This is a genomic window from Halomonas sp. LC1, from assembly GCF_030247125.1.
Lineage (GTDB): Bacteria > Pseudomonadota > Gammaproteobacteria > Pseudomonadales > Halomonadaceae > Vreelandella.
Map to the genome: position 1 here is coordinate 312,893 of NZ_JASSPG010000005.1, position 21,952 is coordinate 334,844.

At 59.3% G+C, this 21,952-nt stretch carries 22 protein-coding genes; 14 read left to right on the plus strand and 8 right to left on the minus strand.

The window, feature by feature from the left end; genetic code table 11:
* Positions 1-11 precede the first annotated feature (11 nt).
* Together djlA and QIT27_RS10405 are read left to right on the plus strand one after the other, a co-directional pair.
* Positions 12-773 (plus strand): co-chaperone DjlA, encoded by a 762-nt coding sequence (gene djlA / locus QIT27_RS10400; protein WP_285263752.1) that lies wholly within the window; start codon positions 12-14, stop codon positions 771-773.
* 63 nt (positions 774-836) lie between these two features.
* The gene (locus tag QIT27_RS10405) at positions 837-1,463 is read left to right on the plus strand and encodes a glutathione S-transferase family protein (protein ID WP_159343493.1); all 627 of its coding nucleotides are present in this window, start codon (positions 837-839) and stop codon (positions 1,461-1,463) included.
* On the opposite strand, the gene QIT27_RS10410 is transcribed toward QIT27_RS10405, so the two are convergent.
* The 3 genes from QIT27_RS10410 to ribA form a co-directional block, all read right to left on the minus strand.
* A complete protein-coding gene (locus QIT27_RS10410; protein ID WP_285263753.1) occupies positions 1,464-2,003 on the minus strand; it encodes a hypothetical protein in 540 nt (179 codons plus the stop codon).
* Between the two features lie 20 nt (positions 2,004-2,023).
* The gene (locus QIT27_RS10415) at positions 2,024-3,193 is read right to left on the minus strand and encodes a zinc-dependent alcohol dehydrogenase (protein WP_285263754.1); all 1,170 of its coding nucleotides are present in this window, start codon (positions 3,191-3,193) and stop codon (positions 2,024-2,026) included.
* 164 nt (positions 3,194-3,357) lie between these two features.
* Positions 3,358-3,993: a GTP cyclohydrolase II gene (gene ribA / locus QIT27_RS10420; protein ID WP_253018552.1), complete on the minus strand. Its 636-nt coding sequence runs from the start codon at positions 3,991-3,993 to the stop codon at positions 3,358-3,360.
* Positions 3,994-4,214: 221 nt separating this feature from the next.
* Here ribA and hemE point away from each other — a divergent pair, with 221 nt between their 5' ends.
* The 8 genes from hemE (at position 4,215) to QIT27_RS10460 (ending at position 12,241) form a co-directional block, all read left to right on the plus strand.
* Positions 4,215-5,330, plus strand: coding sequence for a uroporphyrinogen decarboxylase (hemE, locus tag QIT27_RS10425; RefSeq protein ID WP_159343496.1), 1,116 nt, complete (start codon positions 4,215-4,217; stop codon positions 5,328-5,330).
* Positions 5,327-6,187, plus strand: a complete 861-nt coding sequence (gene speE / locus QIT27_RS10430; RefSeq protein ID WP_285263755.1) for a polyamine aminopropyltransferase — start codon at positions 5,327-5,329, stop codon at positions 6,185-6,187. The genes hemE and speE overlap by 4 nt, the downstream gene beginning before the upstream one ends.
* Before the next feature lie 88 nt (positions 6,188-6,275).
* Positions 6,276-7,301 carry an amino acid ABC transporter substrate-binding protein gene (locus tag QIT27_RS10435; protein ID WP_285263756.1) on the plus strand — a complete coding sequence of 342 codons (1,026 nt, stop codon included), beginning with the start codon at positions 6,276-6,278 and terminating at the stop codon, positions 7,299-7,301.
* A 214-nt stretch (positions 7,302-7,515) separates the two neighbouring features.
* Positions 7,516-8,541, plus strand: a complete 1,026-nt coding sequence (locus QIT27_RS10440) for an amino acid ABC transporter substrate-binding protein (RefSeq protein ID WP_159343499.1) — start codon at positions 7,516-7,518, stop codon at positions 8,539-8,541.
* An 84-nt stretch (positions 8,542-8,625) separates the two neighbouring features.
* A complete protein-coding gene (locus QIT27_RS10445; RefSeq protein ID WP_285263757.1) occupies positions 8,626-9,816 on the plus strand; it encodes an amino acid ABC transporter permease in 1,191 nt (396 codons plus the stop codon).
* Between the two features lie 20 nt (positions 9,817-9,836).
* Positions 9,837-10,937 carry an amino acid ABC transporter permease gene (locus tag QIT27_RS10450; RefSeq protein ID WP_159343501.1) on the plus strand — a complete coding sequence of 367 codons (1,101 nt, stop codon included), beginning with the start codon at positions 9,837-9,839 and terminating at the stop codon, positions 10,935-10,937.
* An 85-nt stretch (positions 10,938-11,022) separates the two neighbouring features.
* Positions 11,023-11,751, plus strand: coding sequence for an amino acid ABC transporter ATP-binding protein (locus QIT27_RS10455; RefSeq protein ID WP_139526244.1), 729 nt, complete (start codon positions 11,023-11,025; stop codon positions 11,749-11,751).
* Between the two features lie 97 nt (positions 11,752-11,848).
* Positions 11,849-12,241: a RidA family protein gene (locus tag QIT27_RS10460; RefSeq protein ID WP_083023016.1), complete on the plus strand. Its 393-nt coding sequence runs from the start codon at positions 11,849-11,851 to the stop codon at positions 12,239-12,241.
* Here QIT27_RS10460 and QIT27_RS10465 read toward each other — a convergent pair.
* A complete protein-coding gene (locus tag QIT27_RS10465) occupies positions 12,238-12,825 on the minus strand; it encodes a histidine phosphatase family protein (RefSeq protein ID WP_285263758.1) in 588 nt (195 codons plus the stop codon). The two genes, QIT27_RS10460 and QIT27_RS10465, sit on opposite strands and share 4 nt — an antisense overlap.
* 89 nt (positions 12,826-12,914) lie before the next feature.
* Between QIT27_RS10465 and QIT27_RS10470 the strand changes: the two genes are divergently transcribed.
* From QIT27_RS10470 to QIT27_RS10480, 3 genes are all read left to right on the plus strand, one after another.
* A complete protein-coding gene (locus QIT27_RS10470; protein WP_044629926.1) occupies positions 12,915-13,346 on the plus strand; it encodes a host attachment protein in 432 nt (143 codons plus the stop codon).
* A 101-nt stretch (positions 13,347-13,447) separates the two neighbouring features.
* Positions 13,448-15,316 (plus strand): methyl-accepting chemotaxis protein, encoded by a 1,869-nt coding sequence (locus QIT27_RS10475; protein WP_285263759.1) that lies wholly within the window; start codon positions 13,448-13,450, stop codon positions 15,314-15,316.
* Positions 15,317-15,460: 144 nt separating this feature from the next.
* Entirely contained in the window at positions 15,461-17,566 is a 2,106-nt protein-coding gene (locus tag QIT27_RS10480; protein WP_285263760.1) for a methyl-accepting chemotaxis protein, read from the plus strand.
* Between the two features lie 3 nt (positions 17,567-17,569).
* On the opposite strand, the gene QIT27_RS10485 is transcribed toward QIT27_RS10480, so the two are convergent.
* Positions 17,570-18,496 carry a LysR family transcriptional regulator gene (locus tag QIT27_RS10485; RefSeq protein ID WP_044629892.1) on the minus strand — a complete coding sequence of 309 codons (927 nt, stop codon included), beginning with the start codon at positions 18,494-18,496 and terminating at the stop codon, positions 17,570-17,572.
* 191 nt (positions 18,497-18,687) lie between these two features.
* On the opposite strand from QIT27_RS10485, the gene QIT27_RS10490 reads away from it, so the two are divergent.
* Positions 18,688-19,464 (plus strand): ferredoxin--NADP reductase, encoded by a 777-nt coding sequence (locus QIT27_RS10490; protein WP_159343505.1) that lies wholly within the window; start codon positions 18,688-18,690, stop codon positions 19,462-19,464.
* A 161-nt stretch (positions 19,465-19,625) separates the two neighbouring features.
* On the opposite strand, the gene glnK is transcribed toward QIT27_RS10490, so the two are convergent.
* The 3 genes from glnK to QIT27_RS10505 form a co-directional block, all read right to left on the minus strand.
* Positions 19,626-19,964, minus strand: coding sequence for a P-II family nitrogen regulator (gene glnK, locus QIT27_RS10495; protein WP_009098335.1), 339 nt, complete (start codon positions 19,962-19,964; stop codon positions 19,626-19,628).
* A gap of 263 nt (positions 19,965-20,227) precedes the next feature.
* Entirely contained in the window at positions 20,228-21,475 is a 1,248-nt protein-coding gene (locus QIT27_RS10500; RefSeq protein WP_159343506.1) for an ammonium transporter AmtB, read from the minus strand.
* Between the two features lie 60 nt (positions 21,476-21,535).
* Positions 21,536-21,874, minus strand: coding sequence for a P-II family nitrogen regulator (locus QIT27_RS10505; RefSeq protein ID WP_058579766.1), 339 nt, complete (start codon positions 21,872-21,874; stop codon positions 21,536-21,538).
* Positions 21,875-21,952: the final 78 nt, after the last annotated feature.

A 21,952-nucleotide genomic window follows, 5' to 3' on the forward strand; every position in this document is an offset into this window, starting at 1 on the left:
TTGAGACGTTTATGTTATTTCTAATTATTGTGTTTGGTTTGATTGGCCTTGCCGTTGGTGGCCCCATTGGCTTACTCGTAGGTGGCGGCCTTGGCTGGTGGCTGGGTCGGCGCATCAGCCGTCGCTTGAATGCTGCCCGCGTTCAAATTCAAGAAGGCTTTTTGGAATCAATCTTCTCGGTCATGGGCTGCCTCTGCCAGGCCGACGGCAAAGTCACCGATGGCGAGCTAAACGTCGCCGAAAAGCTCTTCGATCAAATGCGCCTGCAGGGCGAGCACCGCGCCAAGGCACGCGCCGCTTTTGACCGGGGCCGCACGGCTGACTTCAACCTGGAAGCCGAACTGGCCAAGGTCAACCGCCTGACTCAACGCCAGCCGGTGCTGCGCCAAGTCTTTTTGCAGGTTCAGCTGAGCGCGATTGCCGCCGATGGCGTCCTGCACCCCGCCGAGCACGAGATGATTCTGCGCGTTGCCCGCGGCGTTGGCTGCAGCGATGCCGAAGTTCAGCAAATCGAAGCAATGCTCCACGGCGCTGCCGCGAACTCCCAAGGGGCCAGCGAAGAGGCGTTGAAAGACGCTTACCGCGTGCTAGGGGTATCGGAAGATGCCAGCGATGCTGAGATCAAAAAAGCCTACCGCCGCCTGATGAGCCAAAACCACCCGGACAAACTGGCCGGTAAAGGGCTACCTGAGAGCATGCGAGAGGTGGCCCAAGCCCGTACCAGCGAAATTGGTAATGCCTACGAGCGTATTCGCGCGGCACGCGGCCAGTAGCCCGTGACAGGCTTCCAGGGAGTGCTACAGTGAAAGCTTCACGGTACTGCCTGGAGTCGCCGAATGATCACGCTATACAGCTTTCCCAATTCCCGCTCGCTACGCGCTGCTTGGACGCTTGAAGAGCTGGGCCTAGAGTACCAGTGCCACCACGTGGCGCTGGATAAAGGCGAGGGGCAAAGTACCGAGCATCTTGCTCGCCACCCGGATGGCAAAGTGCCGGTGCTGGAAGATGGCGAACTCATGCTGTTCGAGTCTGCGCCTATCTGCCGCTATCTCGCCGAGCAGTATGGCGATGGCAGCCTGCTGCCACAAAGCGTGGCCGAGCGCGCCCAGGTCGACCAGTGGCTCAGCTTCATCGTCACCGAGATCGAGCAGCCGCTGTGGCTGCAGGCCAAGCACAAATTTGCCCTGCCTCAAGACAAACGCGTGCCGTCGGTACTCCCCACCGCCGCTTGGGAATTCCAGCGGGCGCTGCTCGCACTGGAGCGCCGCTATCGCGGCCAGGAAACGCTGGTCGGCGACACCTTCACCCTGGCAGATCTTTTCCTCACCCATACGCTGACCTGGGCGGCCAGCATGAAGCACCGCCTGCCGGAGCCCCTGGTGGCTTACCGCGCCCGTCACGCGAACCGCCCAGCGCTTGCCCGTGCCGCCGAAAAAGAGCAGGCGGCGGCGCAAGCCACCTGATTACACCGTGGTAGGCGAAGGGCGTTGGGGCGGCCCTGAAGCGTTGCTACCTTCGGTACGAGCGGCTCCCCAGGCACTTTCCAGCCCGTTAGGGAAGCCGCTGCGCTGGCGGTAATCGGGCGTGGCGCCGCCCTGGTAGGCATGGCGCTGACTCAACGCTTTGGCGCAGCTAACATCCACTACCGCCAGCACACCCACCGCGGTGAGCGCTAAATAGAGGTTCTCTTTATGCGATGGGTAGCGCTTTAACGCAAAGGTAAGCGCGGCAAAATCCAGCACATCTCCGCCAACTCGACTCCAAATTGCATTGGTCGGGTTATCCGACAGCGCGCCGATACCGCTGGCAATCTCCCGTGCCCCGCAAGCGCGAATGCTGTTGGCACGGTGGGGCATCCCCAGCGCTCGGCCCAGACGACGCGGGGCCACTAGCTGATACAACCCCATCCCCAAGCTTAGCCAACCCAAGCCTCTGGCTAACTTATCCGCTGGTGACATCGAGCGTTTTGACGCGTGAGAATGGTGCTTCATCGATGTTGTCATACTCTCCTCCCTGTGCAGTATCACGGCTTCAGTATGACTTTGACGCAGCCATCCTGTTTATCCCGAAAGGTTTGATACATCTCGGGCCCATGAGCTAAATCCACCGAGTGGGTAATCACAAACGAAGGGTCGATCTGGCCTTCGTCGATGCGCCGCAGCAGATCATCCGTCCAGTGGTTGACGTGGGTTTGCCCGGTGCGCACGGTGAGCCCTTTGTTCATCAGCGCTCCCATCGGAATTTTATCGACCAGCCCGCCATACACCCCAGGAATCGACAAAATACCCGCCGGGCGGCAGACATAGATCATTTCTCGCAGCACGTGGGCACGATCGGTTTCCAGCCACATGGCCTGTTTTACCCGGTCATACACCGAGTCCAGCGAGCGCGTGGCGTGGGCTTCGAGCCCCACTGCATCGATACACTTCTCCGGCCCTTTACCGTGGGTTAGCTCCTGCAGCCTGCCCAACACGCTTTCGTGGGCAAAGTTAATGGTGATCGCGCCACCTGCTGCGGCCATCGAGAGCCGTTCGGGTACGTTATCGATCACCACGACCTGTTTGGCGCCCAGCAGCACCGCGCTACGCACGCAGAACTGGCCAACCGGACCTGCGCCCCAGATCACGACGGTATCGGTAGGTTGAATGTCACACTGCACGGCGGCCTGCCAGCCAGTGGGGAAAATATCCCCCAGAAACAGCACCTGCTCATCGGTGAGCGTATCGGGCACTTTAATATGCGTGGTGTCGGCAAAAGGCACGCGCACAAACTCGGCCTGGCCCCCCGCATAGCCGCCCGTCAGTTGGGAGTAGCCAAACAGCCCGGCGCCGCCATGGCCAAAGACTTTATCTGCCAGCGATTTATTACGGTTGGAGCGCTCGCAAACCGAGTAGTTGCCACGCTGACACTGCTCGCATTCGCCGCAAAAAATGGTGAAGGGCACCACTACCCGGTCGCCTACCTTGAGGTTGGGCGTCTCGCTGCCCACCTCCATCACTTCGCCCATAAACTCATGGCCAAGGACATCGCCACAGGTCATACCGGGCATATAGTGGTCGTAAAGGTGCAGATCAGAGCCGCAAATAGCGCAGCTACTGACATTGATAATGGCGTCGCGGGGGTGTTCGATCGTGGGGTCGGGCACGGTGTCGTAACGGACATCGTTCTTGCCGTGCCAGCAAAGTGCTTTCATGGCTGCTTCTCCTTACATCGGTGCGCATAGCGTCCTGCCATGTATCACCATAGCTCAGACATACGGCAACCAAAGTTAAGAAAAAGCTTTTTTACAGGCGTTCGGCGACGTTAACGTCCTTATCGAGAAATTTAAGTTAAAAATGGTTCTTCGACGTAACCCACCTACCCCTTACGCTCGATATCCACATCACTGGCCTGGGTGAAGTCATCCAGCGCCATCATGTGGCCGAGCTTGCCTGCCTTGGTGGAGAGGTACTGCTCGTTATGAGGGTTTAAACCGGTGGTGATCGGCAGCCGCTCGACGACGTTCACGCCGTCGCGGGTCAGCGCATCGACCTTGCGAGGGTTATTGGTCATCAGTTTGAGCGCCGTGATGCCCAGCTGGTTGAGCATCGGCACGCAGAGGTCGTAGCGGCGCATGTCGGCACCGAAGCCGAGCTGCTCGTTGGCTTCGACGGTATCGGCCCCCTGGTCTTGCAGATGATAGGCGCGGATTTTGTTGAGCAGGCCAATGCCCCGCCCTTCCTGGCGTAAGTAGAGCAGCACGCCGCGCCCCTCTTCCGCAATGCGCTTCAGCGCTTCTTGCAGCTGGTAGCCGCAGTCGCAGCGCATCGAGAATAGCGCATCGCCGGTTAAACACTCAGAGTGCACGCGCCCTAACACCGGCTCGCCGCCGCTCACATCGCCCAACGTTAGGGCGATATGGTCTTTACCCGTGGCGTCGTCTTCGAAGCCATGCATGGTGAATGTGGCCCAGGGAGTGGGCAGCCGAGAGGCAGCAATGAAGCGAATGGTCACAGGTTTCCTCGCTGATTAACCAAACCAGTTAACCACACCAGTGTTGGCGAAGTGGGCGGACAGTTTACCAGGAAGCCACGCTGGCCTCACGGTCTTAGCGGGGTGCGACGATTTTTGCCACGGCTTGCGCCGCCACCCCCGGCGATCTTCACGTACAATTCCTATCTTCAGGTACGATGACTCCCTTACAATGCGGGCAAATTTCTCAAGAGCAAGTGTTTATGACCACCACACCTTTGCAAAACGACCGTTTTCTTCGCGCGCTGGCTCGCCAGCCCGTTGACCGCACTCCGGTGTGGATGATGCGCCAAGCAGGCCGCTACCTGCCGGAGTACCGCGCTAGCCGCGCCGACGCAGGCAGTTTTATGGATCTGTGCCGCAATCATGACCTGGCTTGTGAAGTGACCCTGCAGCCGCTAGAGCGCTACCCGCTCGACGCCGCGATTCTGTTTTCGGATATTTTGACCATCCCCGATGCCATGGGGCTGGGCCTCTACTTCGAAACCGGCGAAGGCCCCAAATTCAGAAAAACCGTCCGCACGCCGGAAGAAGTCGCCGCGCTGACGGTGCCAAACGCCGAGCGCGACCTGGACTACGTGATGCGGGCGGTCTCGACCATCCGCCGCGAGCTGAACGGCCGCATGCCGCTGATCGGCTTCTCCGGCAGCCCCTGGACGCTGGCGACGTACATGGTCGAAGGCGGTTCCAGCAAGGATTTCCGCCACCTAAAAACCATGCTGTACGACACGCCGGACACCATGCACCAGCTGCTGGATACCCTCGCGCAGTCGGTCACTGACTACCTGAACGCGCAGATTCGTGCCGGTGCTCAGGCGGTACAGATTTTCGATACTTGGGGCGGCGCGCTCTCCACGCCTGCTTACCTAGAGTTCTCGCTGCGCTATATGGAGCAGATCGTTTCCGGGCTGATCCGCGAACACGACGGCCGCCGCGTGCCGGTGATTCTGTTCACCAAAAACGGCGGCCAGTGGCTTGAGCATATCGCCTGCGCCGGTGCCGACGCGCTGGGTATCGATTGGTCAACCGAGCTTTCCGACGCCCGCGCCCGCGTAGGCCATAAAGTTGCCCTGCAGGGTAATTTAGACCCCAACGTGCTGTTTGCTCGCCCTTCGGCCATTCGCGCCGAAGTGGCCCGCGTGCTGGAGAGCTACGGCCACGGCCCGGGCCACGTGTTCAACTTGGGCCACGGCATCAGCCAGTTCACCAATCCCGACCACGTCACCGCCTTCATGGAGGCGCTGCACGACTTAAGCCCGCAGTACCATCAGGGCATTCCGACCCAAACGAACGACCAGTGCCCAGGAGCCAAGCAATGAGCGACTTACGCGACGACCAGTGGTTTACCGAAGTCTTTGATAGCCACGGCAGCGCTTTCTCGCTGAAAATCACCGAAAAACTGCTGGATGTGCAAAGCCCTTACCAGCACCTGGAAGTGTACGCCACCGAAACCTACGGCAACCTGATGGTGCTGGATGGCTGCGTAATGCTGACCGATCGCGACAACTTCCTCTACCACGAGATGATTGCCCACCCGGCGCTGTTCACCCACGCAGACCCCAAGCGGGTGGTGATCATTGGCGGCGGCGACTGCGGCACGCTGAAAGAAGTGCTGCGCCATCCGGGCGTTGAAAAAGTCACTCAGATCGACATCGATGAAGAAGTGACCAAAGCCTCCGAGCGCTTTTTCCCGTCGCTGGTGGAAGCCAACGGCGACCCCCGCGCCGAGCTGCTGTTTGCTGACGGCGTGAAATGGGTCGATGACGCCGCCGACGAAAGCATCGATGTGCTGATCATCGACTCCACCGACCCGGTAGGCCCTGCCGAAGGCCTGTTCAAAACCGACTTTTTGAAGCGCTGCCACCGCATTCTGAAAAGCGGCGGCGTCATGGTTCAGCAGAGTGAGTCACCGCTGTATCACAGCGGCTCGATTATCCGCGAGCTGCGTAACGACATGCGCGAAGCTGGCTTTGATAGCGTCGCCACCCTGCCCTTCCCCCAGCCGGTGTACCCCTCGGGTTGGTGGAGCGTGACACTGGCAGGCAAAGGCACCAACGTTGAAAGCTTCCGTGAAGAGGCTGCCGCCAGCCACGAAATGCCGCTACAGTACTACACAGTAGATGCCCACCGCGGTGCCCTGGCGCTGCCGCCCTTTATGCGTAAAGCGTTCGCATAAGTTTGCGGTGACGTTATGCATCAGGCCGGGCTCTGCCCGGCCTTTTTTATGCGCAAGTGTTGCTGCGCTCGACGTTAAGGAATAACAAATGAACACCACGCGTTGGTTAGGATTGGGAATCACTCTATTAGCCCCGGCCCTCTGGGTACCTGCCACGGCCATGGCCGATACCCTTGAGGCCATTCAAGAGCGCGACAGCGTGCGCTGTGGCGTTAACGCGGCCCAGCCCGGCTTCTCATCGTTAGACGACAACGACCAGTACCGCGGCCTGGATACCGATGTGTGCCGTGCAGTGGCAGCCGCTGCGCTGGGCGATGCCAGCAAGGTCAATTTTGTGCCGTTAGATTCAGTGGAACGCTTTGCCGCGCTGCAGTCGGGTGAGGTGGACGTGCTCTCCCGCACCACCACTTGGACCTCTAGCCGCGATACCACGCTAGGGATGAACTTCACTGGCGTCAGCTATTACGACGGCCAAGCGTTTATGGTGGCCAGCGACCTCGGCGTGCAGAGCGCCAAAGAGCTGGATGGAGCGGCTGTTTGCACCCAGTCAGGCACCACCAGCGAGCTGAATCTTTCCGACTACTTCCGCATTAACAACATGACCTACGATGCGGTGGTGTTCGATTCACCCGAGCAGTCGATTGCGGGCTTCGAAGCCGGCCGCTGCGATGTATTGAGCTCGGATGCCTCGCAGCTCTACGCCCAGCGCATCCAGCTGGCCGACCCCAACATGGCCGTGGTACTACCGGAGATCATCTCCAAAGAGCCGCTTGGCCCCGCCGTGCGCCAAGGCGATGACCAGTGGTTCAACATCGTGAAGTGGTCGCTGTTTGCCATGCTGAACGCTGAAGAGCTGGGCGTCAGCCAAGCCAATGTGGATGAACAGTTAAGCTCAGAAAATCCCGATGTGATGCGCCTGCTGGGGCAAGACGGCGACTTTGGCGAAGCCATGGGCCTACAATCAGATTGGGCTTACCAAATCGTCAAACAGGTCGGTAACTACGCGGACATCTATGACCGCAACGTGGGCGCGGACTCTGATTTCAACATTGCCCGTGGTCTGAATGCCCTGTGGAAGGATGGTGGGATTCAGTACGCGCCGCCCATTCGCTAGCGCGCTCGGTCACTCGCCAGCGGCTGCGCACCAAAAAGGCGCAATGCGTAGCCGCTGGCGCACTTTTTTGCACCAAGACCTTCGTTAAATTCGCTGATTTTACGTTGAAAAGCGCTGAATTTGCCGACATATCTTTTTTGGCACCTTCCTTGCTAGCTTTTAGTGATGCATCACCATGCATAACGACACTAAAATCGAGGAAGGGGAACACAACATGATCAATAAGAAACACCTGGTACTTCTGGCCTCTGCAGGCGCGATCACTCTTGCGGGCGTTGCCACCGCCCAAGCCGATACGCTGGAAGATACCCGCGAGCGTGGTGCCGTTCAGTGTGGCGTGAGCGACGGCTTACCAGGTTTTTCCGCCCCGGACGATAACGGCAACTGGCAGGGCCTGGACGTTGACGTCTGTCGCGCCGTCGCCGCTGCAGTACTGGGCGACGCGGATGCCGTCAACTACATCTCGTTGAACGCCGTCGAGCGTTTCACCGCGCTGCAGTCTGGCGAAGTGGATATTCTTTCTCGTAACACCACCTGGACCACCACCCGTGACACTACCCTGGGCCTGAACTTCACCGGCGTTAACTTCTACGACGGCCAGGGCTTCATGGTGTCTCGCGACCTCGGTATTACCAGCGCGGCCGAGCTGGATGGCGCAGCGATCTGTATCCAATCCGGTACCACCACCGAGCTGAACCTAGCGGACTACTTCCGTGCCAACGGCATGGAGTTCGACCCGATCGTTTTCGATACCTCTGAGCAAACCGTCGGTGGCTTCCAGGCTGGCCGCTGTGACGTTCTGACGTCTGACACTTCTCAGTTGGCCGCACTGCGCATTCAGCTCGACGACCCGGCTGGCGCCATGATTCTGCCGGATGTCATCTCGAAAGAGCCGCTGGGTCCGGTCGTGCGTCAGGGTGACGATCTGTGGTTCAACATCGTGAAGTGGTCGCTATTCGCCATGATCAACGGTGAAGAGTACGGCGTCACCAGCGAAAACGCTGAAGAGATGCTCAGCTCCGAGAACCCGGACGTGGCGCGTCTGCTCGGCCAGGACGGTAACTACGGTGAAGGCATGGGTCTCGAAGCCGACTGGGCTTACAACATCCTGAGCCAAGTGGGTAACTACGGTGAAAGCTTCGAGCGCAACGTAGGTATGGGTTCACCGCTGGAAATCGAACGCGGTGTCAACGCCCTGTGGAACCAAGGCGGCTTCCAGTACGCACCGCCGATTCGCTAAGCGTCTCGCTTGACCCCGGCCCGCCACCCCTTTGGGTCCTGGCGGGCCATTTGATTGACCTTCCGTATCGCGGAGACGCCACCCATGTCCGTAAGACCTAACGCTCGCCCCGTTGGCCAAAAGCCACCGTTCTGGCGAGACCGCGCCAAACGTGCGCTCATCTTCCAATGTCTGCTGATTGCCGCTGTCATCGCCTTTTTGTTCTATATCGTCGGCAACGTGCAAGACAACCTCTCCTCTCGGGGTATCACCACAGGCTTTGGCTTCCTGAGTAATACCGCCGGCTTTGGGATCGTACAGAGTCTGATCGACTACTCCTCCCAAAGCACCTATGGCCGCACCTTTTTCGTTGGCCTATTGAATACGCTGCTGGTGGGCGGGCTAGGCGTGATTGCCGCCACCCTCATTGGCTTCATTGTCGGTATCGCCCGTTTATCGCCCAACTGGCTGATCGCCAAACTGGCGGCGGCGTATATCGAAACGTTTCGTAATATCCCGCTGCTGCTGCAGATCTTCTTTTGGTACTTTGCCGTGCTGCGGGCGCTCCCCAGCGCGAGGGAAAGCCTGGCATTTGGCGAAGCCGTGTTCCTTAACGTGCGCGGGCTTTACCTGCCTGAGCCGCTGTTCGAATCAGGCTTTGGGCTGATTCCTGTCACCTTCGTGGTCGCCATCTCAGCCAGTATCGCGCTGGTGATTTGGGCGAAGCGCCGTCAGGAGGCCACGGGGCAGCGCATTCCCGCGTACTGGATCTCCTTTGCGCTGATCTTTGGCCTGCCGCTGCTGGTCATGCTCGTCACTGGCGTGCCTATCACCTGGGAAATGCCCGAGCTGCGCGGCTTTAACTTCCGCGGCGGCATCACGGTGATTCCCGAGTTCCTGGCGCTATGGTTTGCGCTATCGATCTATACGGCGTCGTTCATTGCCGAGATCGTGCGCTCCGGCATTCAGGCCATTTCTCATGGCCAAACCGAAGCGGCTCAAGCCCTGAGCCTGCCGCGTAACCTAGTGCTGCGCCTGGTGGTCATTCCTCAGGCGCTACGAGTCATCATTCCCCCGCTCACCAGCCAATATTTGAACCTGATCAAAAACTCGTCGCTGGCTACGGCCATTGGCTATCCGGACCTCGTATCGGTGTTTGCAGGGACCACGCTGAACCAGACAGGCCAAGCCATCGAGGTCATTGCCATGACCATGGCGGTCTACCTGACGATCAGCCTGCTGGTGTCCATGTTCATGAACTGGTTCAACGCCCGTGTGGCGCTGGTTGAACGCTAGGCTGAGGCGAGGAGCCACACATGATTCATAATCAAACCATGATCGAGCAGCGACCGGCGCCCAGCAGCTCCGTAGGCGCCATTGCTTGGCTGCGCACCAACTTGTTCAACGGCCCGATCAATACGATCTTCACGTTGATTGGCCTCTACATTCTCTATCTGCTGGTGGTACCCACCGTGCAGTGGGCGTTCATCAACGCCGACTGGGTCGGCACCACCCGCGACGACTGCTCACGGGAAGGGGCCTGCTGGGTCTTTATCAACGCCCGTTTGACCCAGTTCATCTATGGCCTCTACCCCAGCGAAGAGATCTGGCGCGCCAATATCGTGTTCGCCATGTTCTTTACCCTAATCGGCTGGCTGGCGATTCCCAAACTGCCTTTCAAACGCTGGGTGGCCATTTTTGCGCTGGTCGTTTTCCCGGTGTTGTCGTTCATACTGCTCTACGGCGGCTACTTCGACCTTCCCCAGGTGCCGACGCACCGCTGGGGTGGCCTGATGCTGACACTGCTGCTGGCCACGGTGGGCATGGTGGGCGCGCTGCCGATCGGTATTGTGCTGGCCTTGGGGCGACGCTCCAACATGCCGATCGTCAAAAGTTTCTGCGTGGTGTTTATCGAGTTCTGGCGAGGAGTGCCGCTGATCACCGTGCTGTTCATGGCCTCGGTAATGCTGCCGCTGTTCCTGCCTTCCGAGATGAACGTAGACCGCCTGGTGCGGGCGCTGATCGGTTTGACGCTGTTCCAAAGCGCCTACATGGCCGAGGTCATCCGCGGTGGGTTGCAAGCCATTCCCAAGGGCCAAGAGGAGGCGGCGGCTGCCCTCGGCATGACCTACTGGAAGCGCATGGGGCTGATCATTCTTCCCCAGGCGCTGAAGATGATGATCCCAGGTATCGTGAACACCTTCATTTCGCTGTTCAAAGACACCACTCTGGTCATGATCATCGGGCTTTTCGACCTTTTGGGGATCGTGCAAGCGGCCCTGGCCGACTCACGCTGGCTCGGCTTCTCGTTGGAAGGTTACGTGTTCGCTGCCTTCATGTTCTGGATTTTCTGTTTCAGCATGTCGCGCTACAGCCAGTACCTAGAACGCAAGCTGCATACCGGCCACAAGCGCTAACGCCGCTTTCATCAACGATTTTTAGCAGGATAGTGACATGACTCAAGCAGCGACCAACACCCCTGGCACCAGCCCCTCCGATCTGATGGTAGAAATGCGCGGCGTGAACAAGTGGTACGGCGATTTCCACGTGCTGCGCGACATTTATCTGGAAGTGAAACGCGGCGAGCGGATCGTCATTTGCGGGCCTTCAGGCTCCGGTAAATCCACCATGATTCGCTGCATCAACCATCTGGAAGAGCACCAAAAAGGCGAGATCGTGGTAGGCGGCGTACCGCTCACTCAGGACGTCAAACGCATCGAGCAGATTCGCCGCAGCGTCGGCATGGTGTTCCAGCACTTCAACCTGTTCCCTCACCTCACGGTGCTGGAGAACTGCTGTATCGCACCGATGTGGGTGCAGAAGAAGCCCCGCAAAGAGGCCGAAGCCATGGCCATGCAGTACCTGGAGCGCGTGCGCATCGCCGAGCAGGCCAAGAAATATCCTGGCCAACTCTCCGGCGGTCAGCAGCAGCGGGTCGCCATTGCCCGCTCGCTGTGCATGCACCCGGACGTCATGCTGTTTGACGAACCGACCTCGGCCCTCGACCCGGAAATGATCAAGGAAGTACTGGACGTCATGATCGAGCTGGCCGAAGAGGGCATGACCATGCTGTGCGTTACCCACGAGATGGGCTTCGCCAAGACTGTGGCCGACCGCGTCATCTTCATGGACCAAGGGCAAATCATCGAAGAGAACGCGCCGGAGCCGTTCTTCAATAACCCGCAATCCGAGCGCACCCAGCTCTTCTTGAGCCAGATTCTGGGGCACTAATCCTGTCTCCAGTGCCACGATGTACTGAACGTGGGCCTCCAGTGAGGCCCATTTTCATGGACCCTCTACGCCACAACATCACAACAAGTGAGTCATCATGGAAAAGCTCTTCATTGACCGCGCGCCGCAGCCCATCGCCCCGTTCTCACACGCCTGCCGGGTGGGCGACCTGGTCTTCATCACCGGCCAAATGCCCACGGTGCCGGAAACCAACGAGATGCTGCTGGGCACGTTTACCGAGCAAACCCACCGGGTGATGCAGAATCTGGCCATCGTGCTGGAAGAGGTCGGCAGTAGCTTCGAGTACGTGGTGCAGTCGCGGGTCTTCATCACCAATATGGGCCATTTCGATGAAGTGAATCAGGTCTACGCCAGCTACTTCCAACAACCGCTGCCCACCCGCACCTGCATTGGCGTGACCGGGCTTGCGGGCGGCGCGGATGTCGAAGTCGATATGATCGCCTGGATTCCTCCCAAAGCGGGCGCTTAACCACCCACGAGCGTAATGCTGGCAGGCAGTAGCGCAGGCTGCTCCCGATGCTGCGTCAGCGGCTTGCCCGCCAGCGCCGTAAGCAGAATTTGCAGGGGGTCGCCGTGGCTGACCACCAGCACCGTTTCACCCTCAAAGCGTTGCTCCAACGCTTCCAGCGCAGCAACCATGCGCGCCGCGACACACTTGACCGGCTCCACCTGCCACTGGGTGTGGTCGGCGTTCTGAGCATCGAAGGCCCACACCTCCGGGTAGTGGCTATCCGCCTTGCCCTCCAATTCACCAAAGTGGCGCTCCCTCAAGCGCTCCTCTTTTTGCATCTCCAACCCAAACGCGGCGGCCACTCGGGCGGCGGTGTGCGTAGTGCGTAAAAAGTCCGAATGCACGACCTGTGTGGGTACCGGCCAGTGCCACCGTGCGACGGTATCTGCCAGCTGCTGCTCGCCCTGCGGCGACAGCCCATACGCCAACAGCCCTCGCTCAGGGGAGCTGATGATGGTGCCTTGTGCGTTAGCCTGGCTATGGCCATGGCGCATCAGCAGATAGCGGTTTCGCCAATGATGACGTGAGTCGTCTATATCCATGCTCTTTTCTCTATGAAAACCGTGTTTGACCAAACACGGAACGGTTGCCATGGTTAAAGGGTAATCAATGACATGGAGGACGTATGACAATGACCACCTATATCGTGGTAGCCGACGCCGCTCGGGCACGTATCTTCACCCGTGATGCACTTCACCTCGCCGAGCAGGAGAGCTTGGTACACGCCGCAGGCAGGCTGCATGAAGGCGACTTGATCACGGACCGCCGCGGTGCCGATGTTCATGAGTCTACGTCAACGTCATCGCGCTCATCCGGCGAGGAGGGCGCGGCCTCCCAACATGAAAACGAGCTGTTTGCCAAAGAAGTCGCCCAGCGACTCTACACTGCGCGGGTGGACAACAGCATGGACAAGCTGATCATGGTCGCGCCTCCCAAGTTCTTGGGGCTGCTCAAAGAGAAGCTCGACAACCCCACGCAGAAGCTGGTCACCCACACGCTCTCGAAAGACCTCAGCAAAGCGTCCATGGCTGATATTCAGAACGCGGTCAGCGATCTTCGTTAACACTACAGTTAGCGCTTACTAACTTTTTTCCTGCTTTTTACTAAAGGCGTAGCCGCTCTCGCCGATACCCATCATGAACCCTGATGATCCCGAGAGCGACTATGTTTTCTTCCCTACGTTTACGTATTCTTCTAGCGGCACTCACGGCTATTACGCTGGCCCTGATCATAAATGGCATCGCCAGTTACCTAACGGTAAAACAGCACAACGCTCAACAGATCACCCGTAACTTGGATGCCGTCGTGCGCGGCAATAGCAGCGCGTTAAGCGAGTGGATCGCTTCGCGCAGTACGATGCTGTCTGGTATGGATGAAGCCATTGCTAGCGATGACCCTCGCGCTGCTTTGCGGCAGTTGACGACCTCCGGCAACTTCATGGCGACCTATATTGGCGTTGCGGCCAGCGGCGAAACCATCTTTTTTAATGGCTGGGAGCCACCGGCTGATTTCGACCCTAGGGAGCGTCCTTGGTACCAAGCAGCGGTGGAGGCACGTGACACCATTGTGACGGCCCCTTACATCGACGCTCAAAGCGGCGACTTGGTCGTAACGTTTGCACGCCCTTTTTACAGAAACGACCAACTACAGGCGGTCGTGGGAGCCGATGTCAATATTCGTGACATGGTCGCCATCGTGCAGGAAATTTCGCCGACTCCCTCTAGCTTTGGCTTTCTTGCCACCGGCGACGGCACCCTCATTGCCCACCCAGACAGTGAGCTGGCACTGGAACCAACGACCACACTCAACAGCAAATTGAATGCCGAGTATCTCAATACGTTATCCAACGCTCAGCAGCCGCACCCCTTGGCGCTACAAGGCAGCAGCAAGCTACTGATGGGACGCACCATCGACGGCAACAGCGGTTGGCAGTTGGTCGTCGCGTTAGACGAAGCAGAGGCCACCGCAGGCCTGCGCGCCATTGCCACCACGTCCATCGTTACCCTGCTGATCGTCGCGGCCATTACCGCCGTGGTCTTTGGCATATTGCTGTCGCTGCTGCTGCGTCGCCTGCTGGGCGTCCGCAATGCGATGGATAACATCGCCTCGGGCGAAGGCGACTTGACCCAGCGCCTTCCCGAGGAGGGCACCGACGAAGTGGCTCAAATTGCCAGCGCCTTCAATCGCTTCGTAGGCAAAATGGAAGACGTCTTGATCGACGTGCGCACCAGCAGCGAATCGGTGCACCACGCCGCTAACGAGATTGCCATGGGTGGCCAGGATCTCTCGCGCCGTACGGATAACGCCGCCTCGAGCCTGCAACAAACCTCGGCCTCGGTCGAAGAGATCACCAGCACCGTACAGCACACGGCGGCCTCAGCCCAGGAAGCCAACAAGCTCTCCCACGCGGCTACCGAAGTCGCGAAAGAGGGCGGTCAGGTGGTATCGAACGTGGTCACCACCATGGAAGACATCTCCGACGCTTCCAACAAGATTGGCGATATCGTCACGTTGATGAACAGCATCGCTTTTCAAACCAATCTGCTGGCACTGAACGCCTCGGTCGAGGCTGCCCGCGCGGGTGAACACGGCCGTGGCTTTGCCGTCGTGGCAGAGGAAGTACGCAAACTGGCTGGCCGTAGCAGCGACGCGGCTAACGATATCCAGAAACTGATCGAGGACTCGCAAGCCAAGGTGAATAACGGCACCTCGTTGGTGCGTAACGCGGGGAGTACCATGCAGGATATCGTCGAGCACATCACCCGCGTGACCGATGTTCTAGAAGAGATCAACGCCGCGACGAGCGAACAGAGCGACGGTATCAAGCAGGTCAATATTGCGGTGGCAGAACTGGACCGGATGACCCAAGAAAACGCTGCGATGGTCGAAGAGTCCACCACCGCCGCCGAGCAGTTGAAAGAGCAGGCGGATCACCTGACCGGGACGATCAGCAGCTTCAAACTCTCTCACACGGCATCGCCCGCGCTACAGGCGCCACAGGACCGTTTACCGCGCACGTCGGAGAGTTTCTAACCGGCAGCGCCTCCCTGGCCGCCTCCGCCCTCTTGCCTGCGGTGGTGGCCATGTCACGCGTTAGCCATGAATCTTTGTTCTACTGGTTCAAGGATGGCACTCGATACGCTCTTTCGCCTCTTGCTGAAACAGGACCGCTCCTCTATGCACTTTCGTTCCCTTCGCTCTCTCGTTTTGGCGTTGGCAGGCCCTTGCCTGCTTGCCGTCGTTGCCGCGCTAGTGGTGTATAACCTGATCGCGGCCGCCCGCACCCAACAAACCGTTGAAGAGCATACCCAGACGCTCATGCAAAGCGCACTGGACGCGCGGCTCGATGCCATTGCCGAAGCAGAGGGTGAACGGATTCAACGCGAGCTGGACAAGGCCATGACCCTGGCCAGCCAGCTCGCCACCACCAACGCCCTCATGGGCGTGGAAGATGCCGAAGGTCAGCGTGCGCTCTACCTGAGCCGCCGTCAGCTTTCCAACTTGGTACGGCAGACGGTTGCCGACAACCCGGCGCTGCTGGATGCGTTCATCGGCTGGGAGCCCAACGCCTTTGGAGACGACGCCCGCTTTGCTGGCGACGAGCGCTACGGCCACGATGGCAGTGGCCGCTTCATGCCCTGGTGGTACCGCACTGGGGATGGCTCGCTCGAGGTCTTACCACTAGGCGACACTATGGAGAGCGAAACCCGCCTCGCCAGCGGCGTGCGTGAGGGGGAGTACTACCTCTGCCCACGCGAAACGCTCGCCCCCTGTGTGATCGACCCCGCCGCCTACGATTACGACGGCGAAACGCAGCTGGTCACCTCGTTCAACGCACCGATTTTGGTGAACGGCGAATTTCGCGGTGTGGCCGGGGTCGACCTCTCGCTGAACTTCATTCAAACGCTGCTGCGCGACGCCAACGCCGCGCTGTATGACGGCGCAGGCCGTATGGCGCTGGTCGCCGGGCGCGGCGGCTTGGTGGCGGACACCAACGGCGAAGAGGCCCTGGGCCTGCCTGCCAGCAACGCGCTGAGCGACACGGCGCTTGACGGCATTGCCGAAGCCACATCACAAGGCAGCCTCTACAGCAGCATGGCCAACGGCATGTTTCAGCGCTATCAGCCACTGACCATTGGCGATACGGAGCAGCCGTGGGTACTAGTGCTACAGCTGCCCGAGTCCGTCGTGCTCGCCGAACTCAACGCGCTGCAGAACGTTTTGAGCGATCAGCGCCAGCAAAACACCCTAGGGATGACGCTGGTGGGGCTGCTGCTGGCGGCCATCGGCATCGCTGCCCTGTGGTGGATTGGTGGGCGTATTGCGAGTCCGCTCAAACGCTTAGCGAACAGAATGGAAGAGATCGCCTCTGGAAACGGCGATCTCACTCAGCGCCTGCCCGTGCATGGCCGCGATGAGAGCGCCGCCGTGGCCGAGCAGTTCAACGCCTTTGCCGAAAAAATTCAGGCCATTTTGCTGGACGTACGGCGCAGTAGCGAGGCCGTGAACCATGCAGCCAACGAGATCACCCAAGGCGGCCATGACCTGTCACGGCGTACCGAGCAAGCCGCTGCCAGCCTGCAAGAAACCTCGGCAGCGATGGAAGAGATCAGCAGCACCGTCAGCCACACCACCCACGCCTCCCAAGAGGCCAGCGGGCTGTCCAACACCGCCTCGCAGCTGGCTTCCCGTACCGACAAGGCGTTTGTGCAGGTGGTCTCGACCATGGATGACATCCGCGCGACCTCGGCAGAGATTCAGAGCATCGTCAGCGTGATCGACGGCATTGCCTTCCAAACCAACCTGCTGGCGCTCAACGCCTCAGTAGAGGCAGCGCGGGCTGGCGAGCACGGGCGCGGCTTTGCCGTGGTGGCCGATGAAGTGCGCAAGCTCGCCTCGCGCAGCAGCGACGCCGCTAAGGATATCCGCCAGCGCATCGATGCGTCTGCCGACAAGGTCGAAAGCGGCACGCAAATGGTACGCGACGCTGAAGCCGCCATGCACGAGCTGGCCGATAGCGTGACGCGCGTCACCCAAATGCTGGGCGATATCAGTACGGCAGCCGGTGAGCAGAACGACGGCATTAACCAAGTCAGCGTCGCGGTGACCGACCTGGATCAGATGACCCAGCAAAACGCCGCCCTGGTGCAAGAGTCCACCACCGCGGCCGAGCAGCTTAAAGACCAAGCGGACAGGCTGGCCGCGCTAGTGGGTGGCTTTACGCTAGAGGCGTCGCAGCATCAGGCTCAGGCGCTGCCAAGCCCTGAAAAGGCCAAGGTGTAACCGCTAGGGAATCGGTGGCAGCGGAATATCGTCACTGCGCTTGGCCCCGGCGGTCATTTCGCGGCAGAGCCTTAAAAACTCCCTCACGCCGGTGGTCAGGTACTTGTGGCGATGCCAGATAAAGGTGAACTGGCGCTTTAGATCCAACTCCGGCGTGGGCAGCGGCACCAAGCTGCCGCGCCGGAAGGCATCACGCAGTGCCAGCCGCGACACGCAGCCAATCCCTAATCCCGACTCCACCGCGCGTTTAATGCCCTCGGTATGCTCCAGCTCCAACAGCGTATTGAACCGGCTGCGACGGTGGCGGGCGGCATGCTCTAGCGTCATACGCGTACCGGAGCCCTCCTCGCGCATAATCCAATCCTCCCGCAGCAGTTGATCCAGCTCCAGATGCTCCCGCCCTGCCAGCGGGTGGCGCGGCGAGCAGAACACGCACAGCTCATCCTCGACCCAGGGCTGGCTGATAATCATATCGTCATCGCACTGCCCCTCAATCAGCCCCAAATCCAGCGAGTGCTGGCGCACGCCCTCGATAATATGCCGCGTATTGCGCACCGCCAGCCGCACCCGGCTGCCGGGATAGCGCTGCATGAAATCGCTGATCAGCAGCGTGGCCAGATAGTTACCGATGGTGAGCGTTGCCCCCACGTCCAATGCGCCCACGCCCTGCTGACCCCGCAGCAGCTCTTCGACCTCCTCGGCGCGGTCGAGCAGGGCCACCGCCTTGGGCAGTAGCTGGAAGCCGAGCGCGTTGAGTTTCAGCCGTTTCCCGATGCGATCGAGCAGCTGGCAGTCGAACTGGCGCTCCAGCTCGGCCAGCGCCGTGCTGGTAGCCGATTGCGACATGGCCAGCGCGCGCGCCGCGTGGGAAACGCTCTCGTGCTGGGCAACGGCTACGAAGACTTCTAGCTGGCGCAGGGTGTAGTGCATGACCAAAACCTATCTGTCGAGTGATCGGCGAAGGGCTATATCGATTTTAAAGATAAGCGTTATCAAGATAATTTGCTTAACAGATATACCACCCTTATTTAGAATTGAGAGAAACCTATAGAGCTATTTTTTATTCTTTTTTGGAATATGGCGAGCAAGGCTTAGGCTGCGCCGCCTCTGGAGGAGTGAGCATGAGCAAGTTTGCCCTAGAAGAAGTGCTAAGCGTTCACCACTGGAACGATACCCTGTTCAGCTTCCGCACCACCCGCGAGCGCAGCCTGCGTTTCAAAAACGGCCAATTCGTCATGATCGGTCTCGAAGTGGACGGCAAGCCCCTGATGCGCGCGTACTCCATCGCCAGCCCCAACTACGAAGACCACCTGGAATTCTTCAGCATCAAAGTGCCCGATGGCCCGCTCACCTCGCGCCTACAGCACCTGAAAGTAGGCGACCAAATCATGGTCAGCCGCAAGCCGACTGGCACGCTGGTGTGCGACGACCTGCTGCCGGGACGCAACCTGTATATGCTCTCGACCGGTACCGGCTTGGCGCCGTTCATGAGCCTGATTCAAGACCCGGAAGTTTACGAGCGCTTCGAAAAAGTCGTGCTGGTACACGGCGTGCGTGAAGTCTCCGAGCTGGCCTACGCCGACTTCATCACCAAAGAGCTGCCCGCCCACGAGTACCTGGGCGAAGAGATCGCCGAAAAGCTCGTGTACTACCCCACGGTCACCCGTGAAGAGTTTCACACTATGGGCCGCCTGACCGACCACATCCGCAGCGGCAAGCTTTTTGAAGACACCGGCCTACCGCCGATTGACCCGCGCCAAGACCGCGCCATGATCTGCGGCAGCCCGGCGATGCTGGACGACACCAGCGCGCTGCTCGACGAACTGGGCCTGAACATCTCCCCGCGCATGGGCGAGCCGGGCGACTACGTCATTGAGCGTGCGTTCGTCGAGAAGTAAGTGCTGCTTGGATGGTGAATGGTGAAGGGTGAATAGAAAATCGTAGCCCGTATCACCATCGCCTTATGCACAAAGCCCCTGTGGATGATATCCACAGGGGCTTTGTCTATTCAGCGCAACTCACTGTTCACGCCTTACCCTTCACTACTGACGCTTCACCGTTAAACCGCGTCTTTACCGGTTTCACCAGTACGGATACGGATGACCTGCTCAAGGGGCATCACAAAGATTTTACCGTCACCGATCTTACCGGTATTGGCGACCTGGGTAATCGCGTCGATCACCTGCTCGGCCATATCGTCGTCAACGGCGACTTCCAGCTTCACCTTGGGCAGGAAATCCACCACGTACTCCGCACCACGGTAGAGTTCCGTGTGGCCTTTCTGACGGCCAAAGCCTTTCACTTCCGTTACCGTAATGCCCTGCACGCCGATATCAGAGAGCGATTCGCGTACGTCATCAAGCTTGAACGGCTTGATAATGGCTGAGATCAATTTCATTGCGACATCCTCTAGCTTGGTGGCCCACTGTATCAAAACAGCGTTATTGAACGGTTGTCATAACCCATCAAGGTTGGCGGGGCGCTCGCATAGCCAAGCCCGTTACCCAGTCGGTTAAGCATACACCGCCCAGGGCGGAGAATAAAAAACCCGTACGTACCTAGCTCATAACCAGCGACGTGCCGCCGATGCGTAAACGACAAAAAGGCCTCCCACTCGGGGAGGCCACAAGGAGCACGCCAGCTCACATGATTAGCGCAAGCTTATTTCTTAACGCTAAACTCGGGGTAGGCTTCCAGACCGCACTCAGCGATATCGACGCCTTCATACTCTTCTTCTTCGCTAACGCGGATACCCATGACCGCTTTCAGCACCAGCCATACCACTAAGCTTGCGATGAAGACCCAGCCAAAGATGCCCACGATACCGATTAACTGTGCACCGAAAGAGGCGTCGCCGTTGGTGAGCGGCACTGCCAGCACACCCCAGATACCAACCACACCGTGTACGGAGATCGCGCCGACCGGGTCATCCAGCTTCAGCTTGTCGAGGGTCACGATGGCACCCACCACAATCAGACCACCTACCGCACCAATCATGGCAGCGCCCAGTGCTGACGGAGAGAGCGGGTCAGCGGTAATCGCGACCAGGCCGGCCAGCGCACCGTTCAGTGCCATGGTGAGGTCCGCTTTACGGAACCACAGTTTGGCTAGCACCAGCGCAGCAATCACGCCACCGGCAGCCGCTGCGTTGGTGTTCACGAACACTTGTGCAACGTTGTTGGCTGAACCGATATCGGACATTTTCAGCTCGGAGCCGCCGTTGAAACCGAACCAGCCCATCCACAGGATGAAGGTACCCAGCGTTGCCAGTGGCATGTTGGCACCGGGAATCGCATGGATAGAGCCATCTTTACCGTACTTGCCTTTACGCGGGCCCAGTACCAGCACACCGGCGAGCGCTGCAGCCGCACCGGCCAAGTGCACGATGCCGGAACCGGCGTAGTCGGAGTAGCCGACTTCAGACAGCCAGCCGCCGCCCCAGGTCCAGTAGCCAGACACCGGGTAGATGAATGCCGTCATCACCACGGCAAAGGCCAGAAATGCCCACAGCTTCATACGCTCAGCAACCGCACCCGAGACAATCGACATGGCGGTGGCCACAAACACCACCTGGAAGAAGAAGTCAGAGCGCATGGAGTAGTAAGGCGCATCGTCGCCACCGGCCAGCACCGCATCGGCGCTGTTTTCAGTGCCGATCAAGAAGCCCAGGTTCGGCAGGAAGCCGCCTGCGCTGCTGGAGTACATGATGTAGTAGCCCACCAGCAGGTACATGGTGCAGGCAATCGCGAACAGCGCGATGTTTTTCGTCAGGATTTCGGCGGTATTCTTGGAGCGAACCAAGCCCGCTTCCAGCATGGCGAAGCCAGCGGCCATCCACATGACCAGCACGCCGCAGATCAAGAAGTAAAACGTATCGAGCGCATAGCTCAAATCAGCTAACTCATTCATGAGGTGTTCCCCGTTATACTAAGCGAAGTTATACGTCATCAGCAGATCGATGGGCGACGCTTAAACGGCGTCGGCACCGCGCTCACCGGTACGAATACGGATCACATCTTCCAACGGCGTGACGAACACTTTGCCATCGCCGATCTTGCCGCTATTCGCTGCGTTGCAGATGGCGTCCAGCACGCTTTCCAGGCGCGCATCGTCCACGGCGACTTCCACTTTCACCTTGGGCAGAAAATCGACCACGTATTCCGCGCCGCGGTAGAGTTCGGTATGCCCTTTCTGGCGGCCAAAGCCCTTTACTTCAGTGACCGTAATCCCCTGAACGCCGTTGTCGGCGAGTGCTTCACGAACGTCGTCAAGCTTGAATGGCTTGATGATAGCGGTGATGAGTTTCATCCCGGATCTCCCCTGCTGGATCAGTCCCACTCGGTGGAAAGCGGCATGGCCGCCCGAATTTAGTGCTTGCCCTGCTAA

Excerpts from the sequence above, each read along its gene's own strand:
- djlA (WP_285263752.1), top strand. The coding sequence starts at position 12 with ATGTTATTTCTAATTATTGTGTTTGGTTTGATTGGCCTTGCCGTTGGT.
- QIT27_RS10405 (WP_159343493.1), top strand. The coding sequence starts at position 837 with ATGATCACGCTATACAGCTTTCCCAATTCCCGCTCGCTACGCGCTGCT.
- QIT27_RS10410 (WP_285263753.1), bottom strand. The coding sequence starts at position 2,003 with ATGACAACATCGATGAAGCACCATTCTCACGCGTCAAAACGCTCGATG.
- QIT27_RS10415 (WP_285263754.1), bottom strand. The coding sequence starts at position 3,193 with ATGAAAGCACTTTGCTGGCACGGCAAGAACGATGTCCGTTACGACACC.
- hemE (WP_159343496.1), top strand. The coding sequence starts at position 4,215 with ATGACCACCACACCTTTGCAAAACGACCGTTTTCTTCGCGCGCTGGCT.
- speE (WP_285263755.1), top strand. The coding sequence starts at position 5,327 with ATGAGCGACTTACGCGACGACCAGTGGTTTACCGAAGTCTTTGATAGC.
- QIT27_RS10435 (WP_285263756.1), top strand. The coding sequence starts at position 6,276 with ATGAACACCACGCGTTGGTTAGGATTGGGAATCACTCTATTAGCCCCG.
- QIT27_RS10440 (WP_159343499.1), top strand. The coding sequence starts at position 7,516 with ATGATCAATAAGAAACACCTGGTACTTCTGGCCTCTGCAGGCGCGATC.
- QIT27_RS10445 (WP_285263757.1), top strand. The coding sequence starts at position 8,626 with ATGTCCGTAAGACCTAACGCTCGCCCCGTTGGCCAAAAGCCACCGTTC.
- QIT27_RS10450 (WP_159343501.1), top strand. The coding sequence starts at position 9,837 with ATGATTCATAATCAAACCATGATCGAGCAGCGACCGGCGCCCAGCAGC.
- QIT27_RS10455 (WP_139526244.1), top strand. The coding sequence starts at position 11,023 with ATGGTAGAAATGCGCGGCGTGAACAAGTGGTACGGCGATTTCCACGTG.
- QIT27_RS10460 (WP_083023016.1), top strand. The coding sequence starts at position 11,849 with ATGGAAAAGCTCTTCATTGACCGCGCGCCGCAGCCCATCGCCCCGTTC.
- QIT27_RS10465 (WP_285263758.1), bottom strand. The coding sequence starts at position 12,825 with ATGGATATAGACGACTCACGTCATCATTGGCGAAACCGCTATCTGCTG.
- QIT27_RS10470 (WP_044629926.1), top strand. The coding sequence starts at position 12,915 with ATGACCACCTATATCGTGGTAGCCGACGCCGCTCGGGCACGTATCTTC.
- QIT27_RS10475 (WP_285263759.1), top strand. The coding sequence starts at position 13,448 with ATGTTTTCTTCCCTACGTTTACGTATTCTTCTAGCGGCACTCACGGCT.
- QIT27_RS10480 (WP_285263760.1), top strand. The coding sequence starts at position 15,461 with ATGCACTTTCGTTCCCTTCGCTCTCTCGTTTTGGCGTTGGCAGGCCCT.
- QIT27_RS10485 (WP_044629892.1), bottom strand. The coding sequence starts at position 18,496 with ATGCACTACACCCTGCGCCAGCTAGAAGTCTTCGTAGCCGTTGCCCAG.
- QIT27_RS10490 (WP_159343505.1), top strand. The coding sequence starts at position 18,688 with ATGAGCAAGTTTGCCCTAGAAGAAGTGCTAAGCGTTCACCACTGGAAC.
- glnK (WP_009098335.1), bottom strand. The coding sequence starts at position 19,964 with ATGAAATTGATCTCAGCCATTATCAAGCCGTTCAAGCTTGATGACGTA.
- QIT27_RS10500 (WP_159343506.1), bottom strand. The coding sequence starts at position 21,475 with ATGAATGAGTTAGCTGATTTGAGCTATGCGCTCGATACGTTTTACTTC.
- QIT27_RS10505 (WP_058579766.1), bottom strand. The coding sequence starts at position 21,874 with ATGAAACTCATCACCGCTATCATCAAGCCATTCAAGCTTGACGACGTT.